This window comes from Rhodococcus sp. USK10, from assembly GCF_019378875.1.
In the GTDB taxonomy this organism is placed as follows: Bacteria; Actinomycetota; Actinomycetes; order Mycobacteriales; family Mycobacteriaceae; genus Rhodococcus_F; species Rhodococcus_F pseudokoreensis.
Genome location: NZ_CP076048.1, coordinates 8309882 through 8334751 on the forward strand (window position 1 = coordinate 8309882; position 24870 = coordinate 8334751).

A 24870-nucleotide genomic window follows, 5' to 3' on the forward strand; every position below is an offset into this window, starting at 1 on the left:
GGTCGGTGATCGGGGTCAGGCGGGCACGGCGGTGGTGGTGGTCCGGAGGCGCTGCACTGCCGGGTCGATGTCCTCGTGCAGGACGGCGTCGACGCGGGACCGGAGGAACGAGGCGCGCATCGATCTGCGCTGGACCTTCCCGCTGGTGGTGCGGTGCACGCCGCGCCGGTCGACCAGCACCACGCTCGGCGCGTGGACGTCGAAGGTCCGGGCGACGCAGAGCCTGATCCGGCGGGCGAGCGCGGGCAGTGTCAGGTCGTCGATCAGCGCAGTCCTGACCTCGTGGATCACCAGCAGCCGCTCGTGCTGCCCCGTGTCGAGCGAGAACACCACCCCGGCGGAACCGGTGAGCGCCGGATGCACGTCCCGCACGGCCTCCTCGACGTCCTGCGGGTACAGGTTGCGGCCGTTGACGATCAGCAGGTCCTTCAGGCGGCCGGTGACGTAGAGGTGCCCGTCGTCGAATACCCCGAGGTCGCCGGTGCGCAGGTACGGTCCGTCGCCGTCGAGGGTGGCGTGGAACTTCTCCGCGGTCTCGTCGTGCCGATTCCAGTAGCCGGCGGCGACGCTGCCGCCGGAGATCCAGATCTCCCCGATGCGGCCGGGCGGTTGCTCCCGGCCGGTGTCCGGGTCGACGATGCGGATGTCGCAGCCGAACGGCCTGCCGCTGCCGACCAGCCGGGCGCCGCCGGCCTTCGGGGTCAGTTCGTGGCGCTCCAGCGCGGCCGCGTCGACGTCGAGATATCTTGGAGCGCAGCCGACCTCGCTGGCGGTGGCGAGCAGGGTCGCCTCGGCCATGCCGTATGCGGTCAGGAAGGCGCCCGCCCGGAAACCGACGGGCCCGAGCCGGTCGATCACGGCGTCGAGGGTGCGGGGCCGGATGGGTTCGGCCCCGTTCAGGGCCACCCGCACCGAGGACAGGTCCAGTCCGGCCAGTTGGTCGTCCGGGATCCGTCGGGCGACGAGGTCGTACGCGAAGTTCGGGCCGAGGGTCATGTCGGCGCGGTACCGGTCGATCAGCTGCAACCAGCGCACCGGCCGTTTGAGGAAGGCCATCGGCGACATGAACGCGAGGTTCCCGCCGGCGTAGAGCGGCGACAGCAGCATGCCGATCAGCCCCATGTCGTGGAAGTGCGGGAGCCAGCCGGCGACGGTCACCGTGTCGTCGCCACCGATTGCGTCGGTGATGGCCGCCGCGTTGTGCAGCAGGTTGCCATGGGTCACCATCACGCCCTTCGGTTCGCTGGTGGAACCGGACGTGTACTGGAGGAAGGCCAGGGTGCCTGCGTCGAGGCCGGGTAGGCGCCAGTGGTCGGGGTCGCCGAGTTCGGCGGTGTCGGTGGCGGCGAGCCCGGACTCGCGGATCCAGCTGTCGAGCGGTTCGGCGACCGCGGACGTGGTGAGCACGAGGTGCACGTCGGCGTCCGCGAACATCGTCGCGACCCGCTGCATGCTGCGCGCGTCGTGCGGGACCGGAGCGGGCACGGCGACCACCCCGGCGTAGAGGCATCCGAGAAACGCGCGGAGGAAGTCGATTCCGTCGACGTACAGCAGCATCACCGGGTGTGCGGACTCGGGCCGCGTCGACAGCCACACCGCCAGCGCGCGGGCGTCCCGGTCCAGTTCGCGGTAGGTCACCGTCTCGGTGACGAGTTCCCGGCCGACCTCACGGTGGTAGACGTAGGACCGGTCGTCGCCGTACACGGCGACCTGGGCGCGGACGTGTGACACGAAATCGGTAGGCACGGATGGTCTCCCTCGGGCTTGGACGAGTACGACTCTCGTCCGCGCCGAGGCGGGAACCCAGCACCCCCAGGGCTGGTCTCACGCACCCCCGGGGTGAATGTTTCCGGACCTGGAGGGGTTACGTGATGAGGGCGCGTCCCGTTCCGCACACCGCGATCGCCCAGAGCACACTGGTGAACGTGCCGATGATGAATTGTTCCGACGCGTGCGGTTCGCGCAGTTCGGGGTAGCGGGCCAGTCCCTTGACCGCCAGGACGACGGCGATGCCCTCCGGCCAGGCGGCGAGGATCGAGACGGCGACGGCGGCACGCTCGAGGAGGCCGATGATCCGTCCGCCGCGCAGCGGCCCGGCGTCGGGTCGCGGGTCGGATCCGGCGTCGGGCTGGCGGCGCGCGATGTGGAACGCGGCCAGCACGAGGGGCGCCCCGCCGGTGATCGCGGCCGCGACGCACAGGACGAGGGTCGCGGCGAGGGCGAACCCTGTGACCGGTGCGGCGGCGGACGCGGCGACCGCCGCGACGGCCAGGGCGAGCACGACCACGATCGGCGCCGCCCACTGCGACATCCAGCGGGGCCCGCGGGGCGCGGCGAGCACCAGGGGTGCGAGCGCGGCGACGCCGAGGGCGAGGAGGGCGAGGGTCGTCACGTGTCCGCCTTGCGTAGGAGTCGTTCGGCCAGTCGTCGTCCCGCGGTCTCGACGTGCCAGGCCGCGGTGGAGAGTCGTTGGGAGACGGCCTGCTTGCTGATGCCCAGCGCGCGGGCCGCCTCGGTCTGGGTGGCGCCGCGGCGCATCTGCTCGACGGCCTCGCGGCCCTCCTCGGTGCGGCGGGCGACGAGGACCGCGACGAGGGCGAGCGCGGTGTCCGCGTCGGCGGCGCCGTCCGGGTCGGAACCCTCGACGGCCACCCGGCCGGGGGCGCTCTTGGCGCGGTCGACGGCGACCCGCGCGGATTCGAACGCGGGACCGCGACCGGCCCGGGTCTCGGCGGGGAGGGGTTCCTCGACGGGTCCGGCGCCGATGCCGATGCTCCAGTGTTCGCGTGCGACGAGGTCGAGGGCGAGGTCGACGACGGTCGCCGGGTCCGCGACGACGGCCTGGACCTCGTCGCCGGCGGTCCGCTGGAAGGGGCGGACGAGGTCGCGGTGCGCGAATTCGGTGAGGAGTTGGGCGACACGGTCGATGTCGCGGCGACTGCCGCGCTGGTCGACCGTCAACACGAACATGGGTCAAGGTTAGAAACTGGATATCTCGATGTCAAGACTCAAAGCTTGACTTCAATAGTTCAAGGCTGCGGGATTGACTCGTCCTCGGCGGGGCGGTCGACGGCCGGTTCCGGCACCGCGTCGCCGGACCCGTCCAGCGGCCGCCGCGAATCCACCACCAGCCCGGCGATGCCGAGAGCGATGCACACTGCGGACAGCACCAGGAGTCCCGGCTTCGTCTCCCCGGTGAGGGCGTCGCCGAGCACGACGATGCCGACGGTTCCCGGCAGCACGCCGATCACCGTGGCCAGCACGTACGGGACCAGCCGGATCGAGGATACGCCGGCGCAGTAGTTCACCACCGAGAACGGGACGAACGCGATCAGCCGCAGCGACCCGACCGCGAGCCAGCCGCGCCGGGCGATCCGCTCGTCCACCCGCCGGATCGTCGGGTTGGAGATGCGCTGCCACACCACGTCCCGGCCCACGGCACGCACCAGGTAGAGGGCGAGCACGGCGCTCAGTGTCGACGCCAGCACCGCGATCGCGATGCCCAGCCACGCGCCGAACAGCAATCCGGCACTGAGCGTGAACACCGTGCGGGGGAACGGGAACACCGTCACCACCGCGTGCACAGCGAAGAAGACGAGGGGGAACGCCGGACCGACGGAGTGCGCCCATTCCCGCACCTGCAGCACGGACGGATGCGGGGCCAGCAGCGCCACGACGACCAGCGCGACTGCCAATACTGCGACGCCGATCACCCTGCGGTCCCCGAGGCGTCTCTTCACAGGGCACCAGGCTACCCGGGAGACCGCTGTGGGGCGCCGCGAGCGCCGGTCAGGGCAGGCGGCGGCGCCCGGTCACCGTCGCCTCGACGCAGACCCGCCCGCCCGACGTCCCGGCCACCCGGGTCGTCGCCACCGCGCGGCCCGCCCGGACCACGTCCGCGGTGAACGTCGTGTCGCAGTCCAGGGGGACCGGGCGGAAATAGTTGATCCGCACGGAAGCGGTGTCCATGTCCGCGCCCTGCCCGCTCAGGGCCGCGCTCGCGGCGAGGTCCGTCGCGCAGGCCTGGACGCCGCCGTGGACAAACCCGAGTTTGTTCGCGATCAGCGGGTTCGCCGGCACCACCACCCGCGCACCGTCGTCCTCGACCCGCCCGCCGATCCAGTCGAGCGGCGCGACCCCCGGTTCCGGGAACTCGGGCAGGGCGGCACCGTCCGGCGCCGGCGCAGGCAGGTCCACGAAGTTGCCCCACAGGGTGCCGGTGGCGATCAGGGTCCCGGCCGCATCGTGGACCTGGGCGGTGGAGGTGCCGCCGTCGGCGGTGACCGCGAGGAGCCGGCTCTCCGCCCGCAGCGTCGGGCCCTGCCACCGCCGCGGCGTGACGACGTCCATCGACAACTCGGCCGTGACCAGGCCGTCGCGTGTTCCGCGCCGGTCCCACACGGTGAATCCGAGGAGGTCGTCGAGCAGCACGGCGAGGACGCCGCCGTAGGAGATGTCGGCGGTCTTCGCGGCGAGCGCGGAGATGTCCATGCTCATACGATTGAGTGGTTCGCCGCGGTCGTCGACGTCCCGGGTCGGCGCACCGAGCCCGAACAGCCGCTGGGTGTTCGTGCGACCGGTCACCGCCGGTTCGTGCGCAATGCTCATGACCTGAGGTTATTCATCGTGTGGTGATCCTCACGATAGGGGGCGCCGATCTGCGGCTAGCATCACAGTCACACAACGTATTGATCGATCGCTCATCAGGGAGAGGAAGCCGACACCGTGTCACTAGCTTCAGAAACCGAGGAAGCTGCGCGGGCGTACGCCGACTGGCAGCACTCCGTGGCCGGAGTCCTCGCGAAGTCGCGTCGGATCGACGCCGCGGAACTCGGTCCGGAACCCCAGAAGCTCCTCGAGACCGTCACCTATGACGGTGTCACCGTCGCACCGCTCTACAGCCCCCGCGACGAGCGCCCGGAGCAGCCCCTGCCCGGCACCTTCCCTTACGTGCGCGGCGCCGACGCCACCCGCGACGTCAACGCCGGCTGGCTGGTCAGCGCCCGCTTCGGTGACGGCGCGGAGGCAGCGGACGTCAACCGCGCCGTCCTGGACTCCCTGGAGAACGGTGTCAGTGCCCTCTGGCTCGCCGTCGGCGGCGCCGACCTTCCCATCCGGTCCCTGGAGACGGCCCTCGACGGTGTGCTCCTCGACCTGGCCCCGCTGACCCTCGACGCCGGCACCGACGCACCGCTCGCGGCGCGGGCGCTGTTCGCGCTGCTCGACGCGCGTGCCGCCGCCGGAGACGGGGTCACCGACCGCACGGCGGTCCGCGTCGACCTCGGGGCCGCACCGCTGACGAGTGCGTTCGCCGGTACCGCCGACGTGGAACTCGGCGACGCGGTGACCCTCGCCACCGAGTCCGCGGCCCGGTCCGAGAGCGTGCGGGCGATCGCGGTGGACGGCACCGCATTTCACGACGCCGGCGCCTCCGACGCCGAGGAACTCGGCGCGTCGATCGCGGCGGGCCTCGAGTACCTGCGGGCACTCACCGCGAGTGGACTGACCATCGGGCAGGCGCTCGGGCAGCTCGGCTTCCGGTTCTCGGCCACCGACGACCAGTTCCAGACCATCGCCAAGTTCCGTGCCGCGCGGCTGGTGTGGGCGCGGATCGCCCAGGTGTGCGGCGCCTCCGACTTCGGTGGCGCCCCGCAGCACGCCGTCACGTCCGCCGCCATGATGGCGCAGCGCGACCCGTGGGTGAACATGCTCCGCACCACCCTCGCCGCGTTCGGTGCCGGCGTCGGCGGCGCGGACGCCGTCACGGTGCTGCCGTTCGACTCCGCGCTGCCCGCCGGGGCGCTGGGGGTGTCGAAGACCTTCGCCGCGCGCATCGCCCGCAACACCCAGCTGCTGCTGCTCGAGGAGTCGCACCTCGGCCGGGTGCTCGATCCCGCAGCCGGATCCTGGTACGTCGAGGACCTCACCCAGCAGGTCGCGGCCAAGGCGTGGGAGTTCTTCCAGCAGATCGAGGCGGCGGGCGGTTACCTCGCCGCACTCGACGCCGGCCTGATCGGCGAACGCATCGCTTCCACGCGTGCGCAACGTGATTCGGACATCGCGCACCGCAAGACCACGGTCACCGGGGTCAACGAGTTCCCGAACCTCGGCGAGGCTCCGCTGCCCGCGGGCGCCGCGGACACGGGCCGTGTCGCCCGGTACGCCGCCGCGTTCGAGGCACTGCGGGACCGCTCCGACGCCTACCTGGCGGCCCACGGTGCGCGACCCACCGTGTTCCTGGCCCCCCTCGGACCCGTCGCCGAGCACAACGTGCGGACCACGTTCACCGCGAACCTGCTTGCGTCGGGCGGCATCGAGGCCCTCAACCCCGGACCCCTCGCGATCGGTGACGGCAGCATCGCCGCCGCCGCGAAGGATTCCGGCGCCGGGATCGCCGTGATCTGCGGCACCGACAAGCGGTACGCCGCCGAGGCCACGGCCGCGGTGGAGGAGCTGCGCGCCGCCGGAATCGGCACCGTGCTGCTCGCCGGCCCGGAGAAGGTCGTCGCCGACGCGGACGGCGCCGCCCGGCCCGACGGATTCGTCACCGCCCGCATCGACGCAGTCTCGGTCCTGTCCGGCCTGCTCGACACCATCGAGAGCCCGAGCGACTCCTCGGGCGACACAGGGAGCAAGAAGTGACTACTCGCGAGGTCAAGCACGCGATCGGCAGCTTCGCCGAAGTGCCACTGGAGGATCCGCAGTCTCCGCAGCCGTCCGCTCCGACGCCGGAGCAGACGGACGAGCTGATCGCGTCCGCCGCGGCGGCGAACCACTACAGCCCGGAACAGGTGGTGTGGTCCACCCCCGAGGGCATCGACGTCAAACCGGTCTACACCAAGTCCGACCGGGACGCCGCCGAGGCCGAGGGCTACCCGCTCGGCAGTTTCCCGGGCGCCGCACCGTTCGTGCGAGGGCCGTACCCCACCATGTACGTGAACCAGCCGTGGACGATCCGCCAGTACGCGGGCTTCTCCACCGCCGCCGAATCCAACGCCTTCTACCGTCGCAACCTCGCGGCCGGGCAGAAGGGTCTGTCGGTGGCGTTCGACCTGGCCACGCACCGCGGCTACGACTCCGACCACCCGCGGGTGCAGGGCGACGTCGGTATGGCCGGGGTGGCGATCGACTCGATCCTGGACATGCGTCAGCTGTTCGACCACATCCCGCTCGACAGTGTCAGCGTCTCGATGACCATGAACGGTGCGGTGCTGCCGATCCTCGCGCTGTACGTCGTGGCCGCCGAGGAGCAGGGTGTCGCCCCGGAGCAGCTGGCCGGAACCATTCAGAACGACATTCTGAAGGAGTTCATGGTCCGCAACACCTACATCTACCCGCCGAAGCCGTCGATGCGGATCATCTCCGACATCTTCGCGTACACCAGCGCGAAGATGCCGAAGTTCAACTCGATCTCCATCTCCGGCTACCACATCCAGGAGGCCGGAGCCACCGCCGACCTGGAGTTGGCATACACCCTCGCCGACGGTGTCGAATACATCCGCGCCGGCCTCGACGCCGGCATGGAGATCGACAAGTTCGCGCCGCGGCTGTCGTTCTTCTGGGCGATCGGCATGAACTTCTTCATGGAGGTCGCGAAGCTCCGCGCCGGCCGCCTGCTGTGGAGTGAACTGGTCGCGAAGTTCGAACCGAAGTCCGCGAAATCGCTGTCGCTGCGCACCCACTCGCAGACGTCGGGCTGGTCGCTGACCGCGCAGGACGTGTACAACAACGTGGCCCGCACGTGTGTCGAGGCGATGGCGGCGACGCAGGGGCACACCCAGTCGCTGCACACCAACGCACTCGACGAGGCCCTCGCCCTGCCGACGGACTTCTCCGCCCGCATCGCCCGCAACACCCAGTTGCTGCTGCAGCAGGAGTCGGGGACCGTCCGTCCCATCGACCCCTGGGGCGGTTCGCATTACGTCGAGTGGCTCACCCACCAGCTGGCGAACCGGGCGCGTGCGCACATCGCCGAGGTCGAAGAGGCCGGCGGCATGGCGCAGGCGATCAGCGAGGGCATCCCGAAGCTGCGCATCGAGGAGGCCGCGGCCCGCACCCAGGCCCGCATCGACTCCGGTCGGCAGCCGCTGATCGGCGTCAACAAGTACGTGCCGGACGAGGCCGACGAGATCGAGGTCCTCAAGGTCGAGAACTCGCGGGTCCGCAAGGAACAGCTCGAGAAACTGGACCGGCTGCGCGCCGACCGCGACTCAGGAGCCGTCGAGGCGGCGCTCGCGGAACTGAGCCGCGCCGCGGCCGCCACCGAGGGCGGCATGGAGAACAACCTGCTGGCGCTGGCGATCGATGCGGCCCGGGCGAAGGCCACGGTCGGGGAGATCTCCGAGGCACTGGAGAAGGTGTACGGGCGTCACCAGGCCGAGATCCGCACCATCAGCGGGGTGTACCGGGACGAGGCCGGGAAGGTAGACAACATCAACAAGGCAACCGAACTCGTCGAGAAGTTCGCGGAGGAGGAGGGCCGGCGTCCCCGTGTCCTCATCGCGAAGATGGGGCAGGACGGTCACGACCGCGGCCAGAAGGTGATCGCCACGGCCTTCGCGGACATCGGATTCGACGTGGACGTCGGACCGCTGTTCCAGACCCCGGAAGAGGTCGCCAACCAGGCGGCCGACAACGACGTCCACGTGGTCGGTGTGTCGTCGCTGGCCGCAGGTCACCTCACGCTGGTGCCTGCGCTCCGGGAAGCACTCGCGGCGGTGGGACGCCCCGACATCATGATCGTGGTCGGTGGCGTCATCCCGCCCGGCGACTTCGCCGAACTGTACGAGGCCGGTGCCGCGGCGATCTTCCCGCCGGGGACGGTCATCGCGGACGCCGCCAGCGGTCTGCTCGAGAAGCTGGCCGCGCAGCTCGGCCACGACCTGACGGGCACCCCGGAATAGCATGGGGCGCCCTCCAGTCGACATCGATGCCCTCGCCCAGGCCGTGCGCGCCAATCAGCGCGCCGGCCTGGCGAAGGCCATCACCCTGGTCGAGTCCACCCGCACCGATCACCGGGAGGCGGCGCAGCGGCTGCTGCTCGAGCTGCTGCCGGAGTCGGGGAAGGCGCACCGGGTCGGGATCACCGGGGTGCCCGGTGTCGGGAAGTCCACGTTCATCGACGCGCTCGGGATGCACCTGATCGGGCAGGGGCACCGGGTGGCGGTCCTGGCCGTCGACCCGTCGTCGACGCGCACCGGCGGGTCGATCCTGGGTGACAAGACGCGGATGGCGCGGCTGACCGTCGAGAAGGACGCCTACATCCGGCCGTCCCCGACGTCGGGGACCCTCGGCGGGGTCGCGAAGGCGACCCGCGAGACGATCGTGCTGCTCGAGGCGGCCGGTTTCGACGTGATCCTCGTCGAGACGGTCGGTGTCGGGCAGTCCGAGGTGACGGTCGCGAACATGGTGGACTGCTTCTGCTTCCTCACCCTGGCCCGCACCGGCGACCAGTTGCAGGGCATCAAGAAGGGTGTCCTCGAACTCGCCGACCTCGTCGCCGTGAACAAGGCGGACGGTAAGCACGAGCGGGAGGCGAAGGGCGCGGCCCGGGAACTCGCCGGGGCGCTGCGCCTGATCTACCCGCACGACGCCGTCTGGACGCCCCCGGTGATCACGATGAGCGGTCTCGAGGGTGTCGGTCTCGAGGACTTCTGGAATACCGTCTGCAAGCACCGTGAGGTGCTGACCGCGGCCGGTCAGTTCGAGGAGAACCGGCGCCGCCAGCAGGTGGACTGGACGTGGACGATGGTCAACGACCAGCTGCTGCGCCGCCTCGCGTCGAACACGAGGGTCAAGGCGATCCGCGGCGACGTCGAACAGCGGGTGCGGGACGGATCCCTGACGGCGTCGCTGGCCGCCGCCGAGATCCTCGACGCGTTCGACGGTGCGGACGCGTCAGCCGACTGATTTCGCGAAGCGCCCGACCCGGTCGACGAGATCGTCGAAGAACGCGGCCGGGTCGGTGCTCACCGCGATGTCGACGTTGGGTTCCCGGTTCCAGTGGCCCACCCAGTCGGCGACCGTGGTGCCCCGGGTGAGCCGCCCGTGCAGTTCGACGTCGACGGTCGCAGGCCGGGTCCGTGCGATCGCCGGGTTCAGCGCCACGGCCGCCGCGAACGGGTCGTGCATGTGCGCGAGGAATCCCTGGTCGTGGGTGCGGTGGAAGTCCATGTAGAACCGGATGGCGTCGGACAGGTGCCGGATCACCGCGTTGCTCGCGGTCGAGCGCACCTGCGGGCCGTCGTCGGGGGAGATGATCTCGGCGGGGGTGCTGCCGGCCGCCTCTGCCAGCCGCCGCACGTGGTCCGGTGTCATCTCGATCGTCTCGGTGACGTCCAGCCCGCACAGGATGGGCCGCCTGCCCTCGGGGAGACCGGAGAAGGCGTCGAACACTTCCTTGGCCGCCTCCGGATCCACCGACACGTTCCATTCGCTGGTGGGGGTGGTGTTGCCGGGGTGGTTGAACGCCCCGCCCATCACGACCAGGCGCTGCAGCAGCCGGGGCAGTTCCGGTTCCTCGCGGATCGCGAGGGCCAGGTTCGTCAGCGGCCCGGTCACCAGCCCCGTCAGCTCCCCGGGAGCGTCCCGGACCAGGTCCACCCACAGGGTGGTCGCGTCCCGCTCGGACAGCGACCGCCCGGACGCCGGGAGGACGGCGTACCCGATGCCCTGCGGGCCGTGCGTGTCCTCGGTGGTGCGCAGCGGGCAGGCCAGCGGCACCCGGGCGCCGAGCGCCACCTCGACGTCCGGTGCCCCGCACAGTTCGAGCCAGTTCAGGTTGTTGGCCGCGACCTGCTCGACGGGCACGTTGCCCGCGGTGCTGGCGATGCCCGCGATCTCCGCCTCCGGGCTGGCCAGCAGATACAGCAGGGCGAGGGAGTCGTCGATTCCGGTGTCGACGTCGACGATCAGCCGCTGCCTGCTCACGCCGTCACCACCGTCGGGCGGTGGCGCACGGGGAACGCGACCGACCGGGCGATGAAGCACTTCGCGTGCGCCCGGGCGTGCAGCGACTCGGCGCGCGCGGTCATCGCCGCCTCCGCGACGGTCACCGTGGGATGCAGCACCACCTCGGTGAATTCGCCTGCGCCGTCCGGGTGTTCGACCATCGTGCCCGTCGGGTCGTCCCGGTAGTCGACGACGACCACGCCGGCCGCGGCGGCCAGGCCCAGATACCAGAGCATGTGGCACTGCGACAGCGACGCGACGAGCAGTTCCTCCGGATTCCAGCGGGCGGTGTCGCCGCGGAACGACGGGTCCGCGCTGCCCGGCAGATCCGGTTTCCCGGCCGCCGCGATCACGTGGTCCCGGTCGTAGGTGTCCGGGCCCGACGTTCCCGCGCCGCGGTTGCCGGTCCAGGTGACCGTCAGCGTGTAGTCGTGTGTGCTCACCCGGCCATTCTTCACGGCCGCGCGATGAGTTTCGCGGGCGGGCACGGTCTGTTCACGTAGAGCATCACACGGCGACCGGAGGAGGCGGACATGGCACGGGACACGGCCCCGGACTGGGTCGCAGGGGAGCGGCGCGACCTGGCGTCGATGCTGGCGGGACTGACGCCGGAGCAATGGGACGCGCCGTCGCTGTGCGCGGGGTGGCGCACCCGGGAGGTGATCGCGCACATCACCATGCCGTACCGCCTTTCGACGCCGCGGATCCTGCTGAAGATGGTGAAGGCGCGCGGCAAATTCAACCGGATGTCGGACGCACAGGCCCGCGAGGACGCTCGGACCCTGACCGCCGATGCGCTGCTGCGCACACTGGAGGAGAACGTCACGCACCCGTGGACGCCGCCGGGCGGCGGCTTCGAGGGGGCACTGTCGCACGATGTGATCCACGGTCTCGACGTGTCGGTCGCGCTCGGCCTGGGCAGGCGGGTCCCGGACGACCGCCTCGACCGGGTCCTCGACGGCGTCGGCCCGAAGCACGTGAAGTACTTCGGCGTCGACCTGACGGACGTGCAGTTGACCGCGGACGATCGGACCTGGACCTTCGGTGCGGGTGCGCCGCTGCGCGGTTCCGCCCAGGACCTGCTCCTCGTGCTGTGCGGTCGCCGGTTGCCGCCGGGGCATCTGAGCGGGGAACCGAGCGCACGGTTCACGGCGACGGGCTGAGCCCGGGCCAGGCGGGGGCGTCGCCGCCCCAGGGCCGGGCCGTCACCAGGTTGCCGTGCGCGGTGAGGCAGCGGGGGAGTCACAGCCCCACGGCGGCGAGCAACCGGCGGCACCGGTCGTGCAACGCGGCCCGCAGCGGGGCGGCGCGGGCGGCCAGCGCCGCCTGCTCCCGGACGTATTCGGCGCGGCCGTGCGGGGTCTCGATCGGGATCGGGGTGTAGCCGTACCCGCTGAGGTCGTACGGGCTGGCCCGCATGTCGAGTTCCCGTGCGGCGAGCGCCAGTTGGAAGCAGTCGACGGTCAGGTCCGAGTCGATCATCGGCGCCAGCTTGTAGCAGAACTTGTACAGATCCATGGACGCGTGCAGGCACCCGGGCTGCTCCCGCTCCAGCTGGTCGGCCCGGGTCAGCGGCACACTGTTCCGCGGTTCGGCGGCCGGGGTGAAGAAGCGGTACGCGTCGTAGTGGGTGCAGCGCAGTTGCAGCGACTCCACCACGGAGTCGGTGCCGCCCGCCCCGAGCCGCAGCGGCACGCCGCCGTGCCGCACCTCCTCGGACCGGTACACCATCGCCCACTCGTGCAGACCGAAGCAGGACAGGTGGGTGGGCCGCGCGGTGGTCGCCTCCATCAGTCGTGCGGTGAAGGCGACCGTGTCCGCGCGGCGCCGGAGGAACTCCGGGTCGACGGCGACCCCGGCGTCGGTGCGGTGATACCCGCGGAGTTCGGCGTACTCGTCCGCGCCGGCGAGGACGGTGCCCCACCCGGCGTGCCAGCGGAGCAGCTGGTTCGGCCGGTAGCTGTAATAGGTGAACAGGAAGTCGTTCACCGGGTGGCTCTCCCCGCGGTCGCGCCGCTCCAGGTGGGGCCCGATCAGCGCGGACACCCGCGCCCGGTGCCGGTCGCGGCGAGGGATCCATTCCGACGCGTCCAGAACGTTCATCCGATCAGCTCGTTCGCTGTCCCGGATTGACGCCGTTGTTGCGGTGGGTGCCGTCGCGGACGGTGCCCACGTATTCCTCGACGAGGTCCTCGAGGGCGACGATGCCGACGATCTGTCCCGACGGGTCCGCCGCAGCCCCCAGGTGGGAACTGGCGCGGCGCAGACTGGCCAGTGCCTCCGCGAGCGGGGTGGTGGTCGACATCCGCGGCAGCGGGCGGATGTCCGACCGCGGAATCAGGGTTTCGGGTCCGGCCTCCTCGTCGAGGATGTCGTCGAGCACGTCCTTCAGGTGCAGATACCCGACCAGCGACCCGTCCTCGGCGCGCACCGGGTACCGGGAGTAGCCGGTCTCGACGACGGCCTGCTCGATGGCGCCGAGCCGGGTGCCGCCCTCGGTCAGCGGGATGGTCCGCGCCTCGCTCAGCGGGATCATCACCTCGGTGACCGTGCGGTCCGTGGTCTCCAGCGCCTGGGTGAGCCGGCGGTGTTCCTCCGCGTCGATCAGTCCCTCGGAACGGGATTCGCCGATCATCTCGGACAGTTCGACCGCCGACACGGTGACGTCGAGTTCGTCCTTCGGCTCCACCCGCAGCATCCGGAGCGTCAGGTTGGCGCACAGGTTGTAGAACGAGATCAGCGGCCGGGCCAGCTTGATGAACAGCAGGTGCACCGGGACCAGCAGCATCGCCGTCCGCTCCGGGCCCGCCAATGCGATGTTCTTCGGCACCATTTCACCGAGCAGGATGTGCAGCACCACGACCAGTGCCAGCGCGATCGTGAACGCGATCGGGTGCAGCAGTCCGGCGGGCAGCCCGACCGCGTGCAGCGGGACCTCGAGGAGATGCGCGATCGCCGGTTCGGCGACCTTGCCGAGCAGGATCGAGCAGATGGTGATGCCGAGCTGCGCGGCGGCCAGCATCAGCGACAGGTTCTCGCCCGCGAGGATCACGGTGCGGGCGCGTTTCTTGCCCTGCGATTCGAGGGCCTCGAGCCGGTCGCGGCGGGCCGAGATCAGCGCGAACTCGGCGCCGACGAAGAAGGCGTTGCCGGCGAGCAGCACGAACGTGAGCAGCACACCGAAAAGGTCACTCATCGTCGTCCTCCTCGCTGCCGGTGTCGATGGTGTGGTCGGGTTTCGGGGTGAGCAGCACCCGGTCGATGCGTCTGCCGTCCATGTGGGTCACGGTGGCCACCCACCGGCCGCCGGGGTCGTGTGTGCCCTCGGCCAGCGGGAGTTGCACCTCGTCGCCCTCGTCGGGGATCCGCCCGAGTTCGGTGAGCACGAGACCGCCGAGGGTTTCGTATTCCCCCTCGGGGGCGGTGTAGCCGGTGGTCTCGGAGATCTCGTCGACGCGCAGCAGCCCGGAGCAGGACCAGCCGTCGCCGATCCGCTGGACGTCGATCTCCGGTTCGTCGTGCTCGTCGCGGACGTCGCCGACGATTTCCTCGATCAGGTCCTCCATCGTGACCATCCCGGCGGTGCCGCCGTATTCGTCGACGACGAACGCGACCTGCATGCCGTCGGACCGGATCCGTTCCATCAGGGTGTCGCCGTCCAGGCTGGACGGCACCACCGGCACCTTCTGGGCCAGCGTGTTGAGGCGGGTGGTGCGGCGGCGATGCGCGGTCACAGCGAACGCGTGCTTGATGTGGACGATGCCGACGGCGTCGTCCAGGTCGCCGTCGACGACGGGGAAGCGGGAGAATCCGGTGCGGGCGGCGGTGTCGATCAGGTCGGCCACCGTGTCCGTGGTGGACAGGGTTTCGATCTTCACGCGCGGGGTCATCAGTTCCTCCGCGGTGCGTTCGCCGAACCGCAGCGAGCGGTTGACCAGCAGTGCGGTGCCTTTGTCGATGGCGCCGCGCTGCGCGGACGTCCGCACGAGCGAACCGAGTTCCTGCGGGGACCGCGCGGAACGCAACTCCTCGGCAGGCTCGATGCCGAGGCGTCGCACCAGCCAGTTCGCGCTTCCGTTGAGCCCGTTGATGGCCCATTTGAAGATCAGCGAGAACGCGGCCTGCATCCCGGCCGTCGCCCGCGCCGTGGGCAGGGGGTGCGCGATGGCGAGGTTCTTCGGCACGAGCTCGCCGAACACCATCGAGAACGACGTCGCGAGGATCAGGGCGATCACCAGAGACGTTGCCGCGGCGGCGGATTCGCTGAGTCCGATCGCGGACAGCACCGGGGTGATGAAGCGGGCGAGGACCGGTTCGGACAGGTAGCCGGTGATCAGCGTGGTGATCGTGATGCCGAGCTGCGCCCCCGACAGCTGGAACGACAGGGTGCGGTGGGCGTGCTGCACCTGCCGGGCCCGCCGGTCACCGGTGCGGGCGTGCGCGTCGACGGTGCTGCGTTCGAGGGCGGTGAGAGAGAACTCCGCCGCCACGAACAACGCGGTACCCGCGGTCAGGGCGAGAAAGCCGAGCAGAGCGAGAATGCTGAGCGCGATGTCCATGGGTCATCGCCGCCGAGCGGAGGAACGGGGGTCGCCGGGTTTGTCACCCGGCTCGGTAGAGGAGCCCTCCGAACCGGCGGAATCGGAGTCCGATTCCACGGGGCAGGAGGGGACGACACTCCCGGAGACGGCGGGTGGAGCGCTTGCTGCGTATGTGGGTGCCGCGGGCACCGGAGTCCTCTCGTTCGGCCTCGACGGCCCGGACGGGTCCGGCGCCGAGAACTGGTGTGGTTGAGCGACCCATGATACCGGGGGATGTCCGGTTCCGTGGAACAGGACACCCTCCGGCACTTCAGGATGCGGTCGTCACCAGCCGGCGGGCAGCGGGCGGCCCTCCGCGAACCCGGCGGCGGACTGCACACCGAGAACAGCCCGCTCGTGCAGTTCCGCCAGCGTCCGCGCGCCCGCGTACGTGCAGGTGCTGCGCACCCCGGAACAGATGTGGTCGATCAGGTCCTCGACGCCGGGACGTTCCGGGTCCAGGCGCATCCGGGAACTCGAAATACCCTCCTCGAACAGCCCTTTCCGGGCCCGGTCGAATGCGGTGTCCGTAGCGGTCCGCGCCGCCACCGCACGCTTGGAGGCCATCCCGAAGCTCTCCTTGTACGCGTTGCCGGACTGGTCAACGCGCAGGTCGCCGGGTGACTCGTAGGTGCCGGCGAACCACGACCCGATCATCACGTTCGACGCGCCCGCGGCCAGGGCGAGCGCCACGTCGCGGGGGTGACGGACGCCTCCGTCCGCCCACACATGTGCACCCATCGCGCGGGCCTGCGCGGCGCATTCCTCGACGGCGGAGAACTGCGGCCTGCCGACCCCGGTCATCATGCGGGTGGTGCACATCGCACCCGGCCCGACCCCGACCTTCACGATGTCGGCGCCCGCGTCGATCAGGTCCCGGGTACCGGCGGCGGACACGACGTTGCCGGCGACCAGCGGCACCCCGAGATCGGCCTTCTTCAGTGCGCCGAGGACGTCGATCATTTTCTGCTGGTGACCGTGCGCGGTGTCGACGACCAGCAGGTCGGCCCCGGCGTCGACGAGGGCGCGCGCCTTCGCGGCGACGTCGCCGTTGACGCCGACGGCCGCGGCCACCCGCAGCTTCCCGTTGCCGTCGACGGCGGGCTGGTAGATGCCGTCCCGGATCGCGCCGGTGCGGGTGAGGACACCGGCGAGGGTGCCGTCCGGGTGCACGATCACGGCGAGGGCGTCGTGCGTGCCGTCGAGTAGTTCGAACACCTCCCGCGGCGACGCCGAGACGGGGGCGGTGACGAAGTCGGTCAGCGCCACCGCGCGCAGTCGCGCGAACCGGTCGACGTCCGCACAGGAGGCTTCGGTGACGACACCGACGGGACGGTTCTCCTCGACGACGACGACGGCGCCGTGCGCCCGCTTCGGCAGCAGCGCCAGCGCGTCGGACACGGCCGCGTCGGGGCCGAGGGTGACCGGGGTGTCGGCGACCAGGTGCCTGCTCTTGACGAAGGCCACGGTCTCCGCGACCGCGCGGGCGGGAAGGTCCTGTGGGAGGACCACCAGACCGCCACGGCGGGCGACGGTTTCGGCCATGCGGCGCCCGGACACCGCCGTCATGTTGGCGACGACGATCGGGATGGTGGTGCCCGAACCGTCCGCGGTGGCCAGGTCGACGTCGAATCGCGACGTGACCTCGGTGCGGTTCGGCACCAGGAACACGTCGTCGTACGTCAGGTCATAGGGAGGGCGATGCCCGTCGAGGAACTGCACATTTCAGGACGATACCGGGGAAATTGCAGCGGTGTCGGATGTCCGCTGGGCCTGCGACCTGGACAGTCCGATCGTGGCCACCAGCATCACCGCGACCGAGCAGCCGACCACCACGAGTCCGGGGCCTTCGACCCGCAGGCGTTCGTCGAGGACGGTCATGCCGAGGAACACGGCGGCGAGCGGTTCGGCGATGGTCAGCGCGGGCAGGGAGGCGGACAGTGGCCCCACCTGGAAGCCGCGTTGCTGCAGATACACCCCGGCCAGCCCGGCGGCGACCAGCGCCCACGCCTGCCAGCTGCTCAGGACCGCCCACAACCCGCGGGGGACGAGTTCGACGACGTACTTGGTGAATGCGACCGCCACCCCGTAGAGGATGCCGCCCGCCCCGCCGAGCAGCAGGGCCCGCCACCCGGGGTCGATCTTCGTCATTCCCGCCGCGGCCGCGACCGCCACCACGGCGAGCAGGATGCCGAGGGGCACCACCCATTCCCGGAACGGGGCGTCGATGTTGCCCTCAGTGGGGTCGCCGATCACCAGGAAGATCGCGAGCGCGACGGCCAGCGCGACGGCGAGCACCCACGTGGTGCGGCTGAGCCGGTACCCGGAGAATTTCGCCGACAGCGGCAACGCGAACAGCAGTGCGGTGACCAGCAGCGGCTGCACCACGAGCACCGACCCCAGCGCCAGCGCCACCGCCTGCATCACGTAGCCGCCGCCGTCGCCGACGATGCCGGCCCACCAGCGGGGACTGCGCAGCAGGGTGGACAGGAACGCGGCGTCCTCGGGGACCTCGGACGCCGCACTCTGCTGCGCGACCGACGCGCACGCGAACATCAGCGCCGCGATCAGCGCGCACACGACCGACGCGAACGGCAGGGACATGCTCTCAGTGTGCCCCGCGGTTGCGGTGTCCGTGGGGAGTTGACGCGGGTCCAGGTTTCCGGCCGCGGCGGGCACCCGACCGGGCCGCTCCGCTGTCGCCGGGCCTGCCGCGACGGGCGGCGCGACCCGCGGGGTCGTGCGCCTGCCTGCCCTTCTTCGGGGTGTCCTGCGCCGGCGCCCGGGTGTCCGGTGCGGCGACCGCCTTCCCGGTGGGGCGGCGCGCCCCGGTGAGCTCGGCCAGCACCCGGTCACCCGGCCGCACCGGGGTGCCCGTGATGTCGAGACCGGCCTTGCGGGTCAGCTTCTCCACCGCGTCCCGCTCGTCCTCGGTGACGAGGGTGACCACCACACCGGATTCGCCCGCACGGGCGGTGCGCCCCGCCCGGTGCAGGTAGTCCTTGGCCTCGGTGGGCGGATCGACGTGCACGACGAGGGTGATGCCGTCCACGTGGATGCCGCGGGCCGCCACGTCGGTGGCCACCAGGACCGGGGTGCTGCCGTCGGCGAACGACGCCAGGGTGCGGGTGCGGTTGTTCTGGGCCTTGCCGCCGTGGAGGGCCCCGGCCGCGACGCCGGCGGCGTGCAGTTCCTGCGCCACCCGGTCCACGCCGTATTTGGTGCGCACGAACATCAGCGTCCGGCCCGGTCGTGAACCGATATGTGCCACAACCGAATACTTGTCCTGCCGGTCGACGTACAGCAGGTGGTGCCGCATCGTCGGCACTGCCGCCGCGGCCGGCGCCGTCGAATGCGTCACCGGGTCGTGCAGGTACCGGCGGACGAGGGTGTCGACCTCCCCGTCGAGCGTCGCCGAGAACAGCAGCCGCTGCCCGCCGGCAGGGGTCTTGTCGAGGATCGCCGTGACCTGCGGCAGGAACCCCAGATCCGCCATGTGGTCGGCCTCGTCGAGCGCCAGCACCGTCACGTCGTCCAGGGACACCGAGCCCTGCGCCAGGTGGTCGGCGAGGCGCCCCGGCGTCGCGATCAGCAGGTCGACACCCCGCGACAACGTCTCGACCTGCCGTTTGATCGGAACGCCGCCGACGACGTTCGCCACCCGCAACCCCACCGACAGGGCAGGCTCGTCCAGTGCGCGTTCGATCTGCAGCGCCAGTTCGCGGGTGGGCACCAGCACGATGCCGCGCGGGTACCCGCGCCTGCTGGCTGCGCCCTTGAGCCGCACGAGCATAGGCAACCCGAACGCGAGAGTCTTCCCGGACCCGGTCGGTGCCCGGCCCAGCACGTCCCGGCCGGCGAGGACGTCGGGAATGGTGGCCGCCTGGATCGGGAACGGCGCGGCGATGCCGCCGCGGGCGAGGGCGTGGGTCATCACCGCGGGGAGACCGAGCGCGAGGAACGTCTCACCCACCGGTGCGGGCGAGGCGAACTCGTCTTCGGGCATATCCAGAAGGCTACCGCCTCCGCGGCGGGGCATCCGACGGCTCGGCCGTGGTCCCACGGCGCGGCTCGGCCGTGGTCTGCCCACATCGCGGCCCGGCCGTGACGTACCTGCGGTACGCCACGGCCGGGGACGGTCGATCGGGGAGGGTCAGGCCTGCACTTCGCTGCGGTCACCGCTCCAGAGGGTGTGGAACTTACCCTCGGCGTCGACCCGCTCGTAGGTGTGGGCGCCGAAGAAGTCCCGCTGCCCCTGCGTCAGGGCGGCGGGCAGCCGCTCGGCGCGCAGGGCGTCGTAGTAGGACAGCGACGACGCGAACGCCGGCACCGGGATCCCCAGCAGGGTGGCGGTGGACACCACGCGGCGCCAGCTGTCGATGGCCGTCTCGATGGCGTCCCGGAAGTACGGGGCCAGGATCAGGCTCGGCAGCTTCGGGTTCTCGTCGTACGCGTCCTTGATGCGGTTGAGGAATCGGGCGCGGATGATGCAGCCGCCACGCCAGATCGTCGCCAGGTCGGCGGGGTGCAGGTCCCAGTCGTATTCGGCGCTGCCCGCCGCGATCTGGTCGAATCCCTGCGCGTAGGCCACGACCTTCGACGCGTACAGGGCCTGCCGGATGTCCTCGGTGAACTGGGCGGCGTCGGCGGGCTTGTCGGCCAGCCGGCCGGAGGCCAGACCGACCGCGGCCTTGCGCTGCTCGCGGGACCCGGACAGGGCGCGGGCGAACACGGCCTCGGCGATGCCGGTGACCGGGACACCGAGGTCGAGGGCAGACTTGACGGTCCAGCGGCCGGTGCCCTTCTGCTCCGCGGCGTCGACGATCACGTCGACGAGGGCCTTGCCGGTCTTCGCGTCCTTCTGCTTCAGCACCTCGGCGGTGATCTCGACGAGGTAGCTCTCGAGGTCGCCGGAGTTCCATTCGGTGAACACGTCGGCGACCTGGTCGGCGTCGTAGCCGAGGGCGTCGCGGAACAGGTTGTACGCCTCGCCGATGAGCTGCATGTCGGCGTACTCGATGCCGTTGTGGACCATCTTCACGAAGTGCCCGGACCCGTCGGGTCCGATGTGCGTGCAGCAGGGGGTGCCGTCGACCTGGGCGGCGATCGACTCGAGCAGCGGGCCCAGCGCCTGGTAGGACTCCTTCGGTCCGCCCGGCATGATCGACGGGCCGTTCAGTGCGCCCTCCTCGCCGCCGGAGATGCCGGCGCCGACGAAGTGCAGGCCACGGTCCCGGAGGGACGCCTCGCGGCGGATCGTATCCGTGTACAGGGCGTTGCCGCCGTCGATGATGATGTCACCGGGCTCCATCGCCGAGGCGAGTTCCTCGATGACGGCGTCGGTGGGGTCGCCGGCCTTGACCATGATCAGCACGCGGCGCGGCTTCTGCAGCGCTGCCACGAACTCCTCGATGGTTTCCGTGCGGACGAAGTCGCCCTCGCTGCCGTGCTCTTCGATGAGGGCGTCGGTCTTGGCGATGCTGCGGTTGTGCAGTGCGACCGTGTGACCGTGCCGGGCGAAGTTGCGGGCGATGTTCGAGCCCATGACGGCCAGGCCTGTGACGCCGATCTGCGCGCGGGCACCCTCAGTGTTGTCGATAGTCATGGATACAGCATTCCCTCTCGCTCGGCGGTAGTGAAATCGGCGGCTACGAAAAGCTCGACCGGCTAAGCCAAACACACGAAGGCCGGCCGTCGCACATGCGACGGCCGGCCTTCGTGTCACGGCACTGTTCGATCAGCTGCGGCGCTCCCGGCGCGGGCCGTCGAAGCCGTCGTACGAGCGACGGTCGGTGCGGCTGCGGAACCCGCCGCCGGTCGACGCGGGACGCCGCTCCGACGTGGCCGCGGGGCGCCGATCGTCCCGGCGGTCGTCCCGCCGGTCGTCGCGGCGGAACCCGCCTGCGGCGCCGCGGTTGTCGCCGAAGTCGCGGCGCGGGGCGCTGCGGTCGAAGCTGCGCTCGCCGGAACCGCGGTGGCTGTCGCCACGGTCGCCGAAGTCGCGCCGGGGTGCGCTGTCCCCGAAGTCGCGGCGCGGAGCCCGATCGGAGAACGTCCGGTTGTCGCGGTCGCCGCGGTACCCACCGCGGTTGTCGCCGTCGCGCTGCGGGCGGTCGCCCCGGTAGCCGCCGGTCCGGTTGTCGGTCTGGTCGCGGCGCGGGCCGCGGCCTTCGTAACCCCGCCCTTCGTAACTCCGGCCCTCGTTGCCCCGCCCTTCGTAACCACCACGGCCCTCGAAGCTGCGACCACCGGACGGGCGGTCGCCGTAGCTGCGCTCCCCGCGGTCCCCGGCGTCGCGGCGCGGGCCGCCCCGATCGGAGGAGCCGCGACCGTCGAATCCGCGGTTGCCGCGGTACCCGCCGCCGTCGCGTCCGGCGTATCCGCCTTCGCGGCGGGGGCCGCGGTCACCGAACTTGCGGTCGCCGCCACGCTCACCGCGGGAATAGGTGTCGCGCACCGGTTCTCCGCTGGGCGCCTTGGCGCCGGTGATGCTGGCCAGCTTCTCCGAGCCGGGGGTGACGGGCACGGCGGTGGCGTCGACGCCCGCCATGCCGGTGAGGCGGCGGAACGTGCGCTTCTGGTTGGGGAGCACGATCGCGACGACGGTGCCCTTCTCGCCTGCGCGGGCGGTCCGGCCTGCGCGGTGCAGGTAGTCCTTGTGGTCTGCCGGCGGATCGACGTGCACGACCAGGTCGATGCCGTCGACGTGGATGCCGCGGGCGGCGACGTCGGTGGCGACGAGCACCGGGGTGCGGCCGTTCTTGAAGCGTTCGAGGACCCGGGTGCGCTGGTTCTGCGCCTTGCCGCCGTGCAGGGCCTCGGCGGCGATGCCCACCGCGCGGAGGCGGTCGGTGATGCCCTCGCAGCCGAGCTTGGTGCGGGCGAACATGATCGTGCGGCCTTCGCGGGCACCGATCTCGGCGAGAACGTTGTCCTTCTGGCCGCGGTCGACGAGCAGCACGTAGTGCTCCATCGTGTCGACGCTGGCGCGACCGTCCTCGGTGGAGTGCTGCACGTGGTCGGGCAGGAACTGGCGGACCAGCGACTGCACCTCACGGTCGAGGGTGGCGGAGAACAGGAGACGCTGGCCGTCGGCCGGGGTCTCGCCGAGGATGGACCGCACCTCGGGCAGGAAGCCCATGTCGGCCATCTGGTCGGCCTCGTCGAGGGCGGTGATCTCGACGGAGTCGAGGATGCAGGTGCCCTGACGGAGGTGGTCACCGAGGCGGCCGGGGGTGGCGACGAGGATGTCGACGCCGCGGCGCAGCTGGTCGACCTGCTTGGTGAACGGGGTGCCGCCGACGGCGGGGCGGACGGTCAGTCCCATCGCACCGGCGTAGGAGTTGAGGGAGTCGACGACCTGGAATGCGAGTTCCCGGGTGGGGACCAGCACCAGTGCGCGGGGCCGCTTGGGGGCGGGCCGGTCCTCGTGGCGGGCGAGCCGGGCGAGCATCGGCAGGCCGAAAGCGAGGGTCTTGCCCGATCCGGTCTGTGCGCGGCCGAGGACGTTGGTGCCGGCCAGCGCGTCCGGGACGGACAGCGCCTGGATCGGCGACGGGACGGTGATGGAGTTGCGGGCGAGGGCCTGCACCAAGGGTGCGGGCAGGCCGATCTCGGCGAACGTCACGGTGGCCGTGTCGGCCTCGGTGGCGTTCTGGTCAGGGGTGTCGGTCTCGGCCTGCTCGAGTGGGGCAGACGTCGTCTGGACAGCGTTGGTCACGCGGGTACCTCTCCGGGCATAGGGCGCGTCGCGGAGCGGGGGCTGTCATGCAGCACGCACAAAGGGACGAGCCAGGGCACATGTCACCTGGTCAATCCATTCGCGGAAGTGCGGGGAATTGGGCTGTGTGCCGTTTCAGTGTTGATGGGCCGCAGTGGCGACCGCCGACCAGTGTACGCGACGGGGCGCCCGGTTATCGAACCCGGCGGACTGTGAGGTGGGCGACTATACGGCGCTGAACAACCGGCTCAGTTCGGTGAGCCAGGGGACGGCGACGGCGATGGTCGGCACCACGAGGATGGCCACGGACGCCGCGTAGGCGGCGAGCGCGACCCGGGTGCCCTGTTCCGTGGACGCCAGGCGCTGCACCCGCAGCAGGGTGCTGGGACCGCCGGCGGCCATGGCGCCCTTCGGGGCGATCGACCCCGAGCAGGCGACGAGGGCGCGGGCCAGAGCGGTGGGCCCGGTGGCGCGGACGGCAGAGTCGTCGGCGAGCATCTCGACCAGCAACTGGACCGATCCCAGCGCGGACTTGCTGCGCACCACGGTGGGGAAGGCGGCGTTGACGGCGGTGAAGGCCTCGAGGACGAGGTCGTGCCGGGCCCGCAGGTGGGACCGCTCGTGGGTGAGGATCGCGGTGATCTCGGCGTCGTCGAGATTGGTGAACGTGCCCTGGCTCAGCACGACCCGCTGCCGCAGCCCGGGCAGGCAGTAGGCGATGGGCTCGGTGACGTCGAGGACCCGCAGGTCGGGGGTCCGGGCGAGGGGGGACGTCGAGTCGCAGCGGTCGAGGAGGTCGACGAGCATGCGGTGCCGGGCGCGTCGGCGCCGGGTTCGGACACCGACCTGCACGATCGCGAAGATCAGTTTGGCCCCGACGAGGAGGGTGAGCGCGAACACCACCACGTACAGCAGCCACAGGGGCAGGCCGAGGGCGTCGATCTCGGCGACCGGTGCGGTGGTGGGGCGGCCGTCCGGTCCGGGGACGAGGAGCTGGCTGGCGATCGCGAGTCCCGAACTGAACGCGGACAGGACCGCGGCGAGGGCAATCGCCTGCCACAGCACGAGTGCTGCTCGGGGGGCGTGATGCGGCCATCGGGCTCGACTCAGCAGCGCAGGGACAGGCCCTGCGAGAAGAAGTGCGAGTACTCCGAAGACCAGCGCGGTGGTGGCGTCCATGTCCTACTCATCATGCATGACGAACGTCAGCCGGCGCGAACGGTTCCCGACTGATTGTCTCCTGTAGTGCGTTCCTTGGCCTCGAGCGCGGCGAGGGCCTCGCGGAGCGCGTCGGCCTCGTCGGCGCCGACCTGACCGACGAAGTGCACGAGTGCGGCGGCGCGGCTGCCGGACTTGTCCGCCTGCTGCAGGGCGTCCACCATGAGGCTCGCGACGAGTTCCTCACGCTGGTGCACCGGCAGGTACCGGTGGGCGCGGTCGTCGCGCTGCTGGATGACGAGGTGCTTCTTCGCCAGCCGCTGGAGCACTGTCATGACAGTGGTGTACGCGAGTTCACGGCGTGCCGCCAGTGCCTCGTGCACCTGCCGTACCGTCTGCGGTTCCGAAGTGGACCACAGGTGATCCATCACTGCGCGTTCGAGTTCGCCGAGTCCAGCCATA

22 protein-coding genes are annotated in these 24870 nt (G+C 71.1%); 5 read left to right on the top strand and 17 right to left on the bottom strand.

Going from position 1 to position 24870, the window contains the following annotated elements:
- Positions 1-15 precede the first annotated feature (15 nt).
- From I1A62_RS45075 to I1A62_RS45095, 5 genes are all read right to left on the bottom strand, one after another.
- Positions 16-1746: a fatty acyl-AMP ligase gene (locus tag I1A62_RS45075; protein WP_219458272.1), complete on the bottom strand. Its 1731-nt coding sequence runs from the start codon at positions 1744-1746 to the stop codon at positions 16-18.
- A gap of 118 nt (positions 1747-1864) precedes the next feature.
- Positions 1865-2392, bottom strand: coding sequence for a hypothetical protein (locus I1A62_RS45080; protein WP_219458273.1), 528 nt, complete (start codon positions 2390-2392; stop codon positions 1865-1867).
- Entirely contained in the window at positions 2389-2970 is a 582-nt protein-coding gene (locus I1A62_RS45085) for a SatD family protein (protein WP_219458274.1), read from the bottom strand. Before I1A62_RS45085 ends, I1A62_RS45080 begins: the two co-directional genes overlap by 4 nt.
- Positions 2971-3029: 59 nt before the next feature.
- A complete protein-coding gene (locus tag I1A62_RS45090) occupies positions 3030-3740 on the bottom strand; it encodes a TVP38/TMEM64 family protein (protein WP_257890694.1) in 711 nt (236 codons plus the stop codon).
- A gap of 49 nt (positions 3741-3789) precedes the next feature.
- The gene (locus tag I1A62_RS45095) at positions 3790-4608 is read right to left on the bottom strand and encodes a PaaI family thioesterase (RefSeq protein WP_219458275.1); all 819 of its coding nucleotides are present in this window, start codon (positions 4606-4608) and stop codon (positions 3790-3792) included.
- Positions 4609-4725: 117 nt separating this feature from the next.
- On the opposite strand from I1A62_RS45095, the gene I1A62_RS45100 reads away from it, so the two are divergent.
- From I1A62_RS45100 to meaB, 3 genes are read left to right on the top strand one after another with little or no spacing between them, the layout of a single operon-like run.
- A complete protein-coding gene (locus I1A62_RS45100; RefSeq protein ID WP_219458276.1) occupies positions 4726-6642 on the top strand; it encodes a methylmalonyl-CoA mutase family protein in 1917 nt (638 codons plus the stop codon).
- Positions 6639-8903 carry a methylmalonyl-CoA mutase gene (gene scpA / locus I1A62_RS45105; RefSeq protein WP_219458277.1) on the top strand — a complete coding sequence of 755 codons (2265 nt, stop codon included), beginning with the start codon at positions 6639-6641 and terminating at the stop codon, positions 8901-8903. Before I1A62_RS45100 ends, scpA begins: the two co-directional genes overlap by 4 nt.
- Position 8904: 1 nt before the next feature.
- Complete coding sequence (gene meaB, locus I1A62_RS45110; RefSeq protein ID WP_219458278.1) at positions 8905-9909, top strand: methylmalonyl Co-A mutase-associated GTPase MeaB; 1005 nt, start codon at positions 8905-8907, stop codon at positions 9907-9909.
- Here the strand turns inward: meaB and I1A62_RS45115 are convergent.
- Both I1A62_RS45115 and I1A62_RS45120 read right to left on the bottom strand, forming a co-directional pair.
- The gene (locus I1A62_RS45115; protein WP_219458279.1) at positions 9898-10929 is read right to left on the bottom strand and encodes a nucleoside hydrolase; all 1032 of its coding nucleotides are present in this window, start codon (positions 10927-10929) and stop codon (positions 9898-9900) included. The two genes, meaB and I1A62_RS45115, sit on opposite strands and share 12 nt — an antisense overlap.
- The gene (locus tag I1A62_RS45120) at positions 10926-11393 is read right to left on the bottom strand and encodes an OsmC family protein (RefSeq protein ID WP_124390952.1); all 468 of its coding nucleotides are present in this window, start codon (positions 11391-11393) and stop codon (positions 10926-10928) included. The genes I1A62_RS45115 and I1A62_RS45120 overlap by 4 nt, the downstream gene beginning before the upstream one ends.
- 90 nt (positions 11394-11483) lie before the next feature.
- On the opposite strand from I1A62_RS45120, the gene I1A62_RS45125 reads away from it, so the two are divergent.
- Positions 11484-12113 carry a maleylpyruvate isomerase family mycothiol-dependent enzyme gene (locus I1A62_RS45125; protein WP_219458280.1) on the top strand — a complete coding sequence of 210 codons (630 nt, stop codon included), beginning with the start codon at positions 11484-11486 and terminating at the stop codon, positions 12111-12113.
- Between the two features lie 79 nt (positions 12114-12192).
- On the opposite strand, the gene I1A62_RS45130 is transcribed toward I1A62_RS45125, so the two are convergent.
- Genes I1A62_RS45130 through I1A62_RS45140 form a run of 3 tightly spaced genes read right to left on the bottom strand, consistent with a single transcriptional unit; the run spans position 12193 to position 15509 of the window.
- Positions 12193-13053, bottom strand: a complete 861-nt coding sequence (locus I1A62_RS45130; RefSeq protein ID WP_219458281.1) for a 3-methyladenine DNA glycosylase — start codon at positions 13051-13053, stop codon at positions 12193-12195.
- Positions 13054-13057: 4 nt separating this feature from the next.
- Complete coding sequence (locus I1A62_RS45135) at positions 13058-14146, bottom strand: hemolysin family protein (RefSeq protein ID WP_219458282.1); 1089 nt, start codon at positions 14144-14146, stop codon at positions 13058-13060.
- Positions 14139-15509: a hemolysin family protein gene (locus I1A62_RS45140; RefSeq protein WP_219458283.1), complete on the bottom strand. Its 1371-nt coding sequence runs from the start codon at positions 15507-15509 to the stop codon at positions 14139-14141. The genes I1A62_RS45135 and I1A62_RS45140 overlap by 8 nt, the downstream gene beginning before the upstream one ends.
- On the opposite strand from I1A62_RS45140, the gene I1A62_RS45145 reads away from it, so the two are divergent.
- On the top strand, positions 15502-15744 hold the full coding sequence (locus tag I1A62_RS45145; RefSeq protein ID WP_257890695.1) for a hypothetical protein: 243 nt from the start codon (positions 15502-15504) through the stop codon (positions 15742-15744). The two genes, I1A62_RS45140 and I1A62_RS45145, sit on opposite strands and share 8 nt — an antisense overlap.
- Before the next feature lie 71 nt (positions 15745-15815).
- Here I1A62_RS45145 and I1A62_RS45150 read toward each other — a convergent pair whose 3' ends face one another.
- The 7 genes from I1A62_RS45150 to I1A62_RS45180 form a co-directional block, all read right to left on the bottom strand.
- The gene (locus I1A62_RS45150; protein ID WP_219458285.1) at positions 15816-17252 is read right to left on the bottom strand and encodes a GuaB1 family IMP dehydrogenase-related protein; all 1437 of its coding nucleotides are present in this window, start codon (positions 17250-17252) and stop codon (positions 15816-15818) included.
- Between the two features lie 3 nt (positions 17253-17255).
- The gene (locus tag I1A62_RS45155; protein ID WP_219458286.1) at positions 17256-18134 is read right to left on the bottom strand and encodes a DMT family transporter; all 879 of its coding nucleotides are present in this window, start codon (positions 18132-18134) and stop codon (positions 17256-17258) included.
- A gap of 4 nt (positions 18135-18138) precedes the next feature.
- Entirely contained in the window at positions 18139-19536 is a 1398-nt protein-coding gene (locus tag I1A62_RS45160; protein WP_219458287.1) for a DEAD/DEAH box helicase, read from the bottom strand.
- A gap of 147 nt (positions 19537-19683) precedes the next feature.
- Entirely contained in the window at positions 19684-21135 is a 1452-nt protein-coding gene (gndA, locus tag I1A62_RS45165; protein WP_219458288.1) for an NADP-dependent phosphogluconate dehydrogenase, read from the bottom strand.
- A gap of 132 nt (positions 21136-21267) precedes the next feature.
- Positions 21268-23250 (bottom strand): DEAD/DEAH box helicase, encoded by a 1983-nt coding sequence (locus I1A62_RS45170; RefSeq protein WP_124390962.1) that lies wholly within the window; start codon positions 23248-23250, stop codon positions 21268-21270.
- 225 nt (positions 23251-23475) lie between these two features.
- Positions 23476-24429 carry a M56 family metallopeptidase gene (locus tag I1A62_RS45175; RefSeq protein WP_206005003.1) on the bottom strand — a complete coding sequence of 318 codons (954 nt, stop codon included), beginning with the start codon at positions 24427-24429 and terminating at the stop codon, positions 23476-23478.
- 26 nt (positions 24430-24455) lie between these two features.
- The gene (locus I1A62_RS45180; protein WP_015890703.1) at positions 24456-24869 is read right to left on the bottom strand and encodes a BlaI/MecI/CopY family transcriptional regulator; all 414 of its coding nucleotides are present in this window, start codon (positions 24867-24869) and stop codon (positions 24456-24458) included.
- Position 24870: the final 1 nt, after the last annotated feature.

Excerpts from the sequence above, each read along its gene's own strand:
- I1A62_RS45085 (WP_219458274.1), bottom strand. The coding sequence starts at position 2,970 with ATGTTCGTGTTGACGGTCGACCAGCGCGGCAGTCGCCGCGACATCGAC.
- I1A62_RS45095 (WP_219458275.1), bottom strand. The coding sequence starts at position 4,608 with ATGAGCATTGCGCACGAACCGGCGGTGACCGGTCGCACGAACACCCAG.
- meaB (WP_219458278.1), top strand. The coding sequence starts at position 8,905 with ATGGGGCGCCCTCCAGTCGACATCGATGCCCTCGCCCAGGCCGTGCGC.
- I1A62_RS45125 (WP_219458280.1), top strand. The coding sequence starts at position 11,484 with ATGGCACGGGACACGGCCCCGGACTGGGTCGCAGGGGAGCGGCGCGAC.
- I1A62_RS45130 (WP_219458281.1), bottom strand. The coding sequence starts at position 13,053 with ATGAACGTTCTGGACGCGTCGGAATGGATCCCTCGCCGCGACCGGCAC.
- I1A62_RS45135 (WP_219458282.1), bottom strand. The coding sequence starts at position 14,146 with ATGAGTGACCTTTTCGGTGTGCTGCTCACGTTCGTGCTGCTCGCCGGC.
- I1A62_RS45145 (WP_257890695.1), top strand. The coding sequence starts at position 15,502 with ATGTCCATGGGTCATCGCCGCCGAGCGGAGGAACGGGGGTCGCCGGGT.
- I1A62_RS45140 (WP_219458283.1), bottom strand. The coding sequence starts at position 15,509 with ATGGACATCGCGCTCAGCATTCTCGCTCTGCTCGGCTTTCTCGCCCTG.
- I1A62_RS45155 (WP_219458286.1), bottom strand. The coding sequence starts at position 18,134 with ATGTCCCTGCCGTTCGCGTCGGTCGTGTGCGCGCTGATCGCGGCGCTG.
- I1A62_RS45160 (WP_219458287.1), bottom strand. The coding sequence starts at position 19,536 with ATGCCCGAAGACGAGTTCGCCTCGCCCGCACCGGTGGGTGAGACGTTC.
- gndA (WP_219458288.1), bottom strand. The coding sequence starts at position 21,135 with ATGACTATCGACAACACTGAGGGTGCCCGCGCGCAGATCGGCGTCACA.
- I1A62_RS45175 (WP_206005003.1), bottom strand. The coding sequence starts at position 24,429 with ATGGACGCCACCACCGCGCTGGTCTTCGGAGTACTCGCACTTCTTCTC.
- I1A62_RS45180 (WP_015890703.1), bottom strand. The coding sequence starts at position 24,869 with ATGGCTGGACTCGGCGAACTCGAACGCGCAGTGATGGATCACCTGTGG.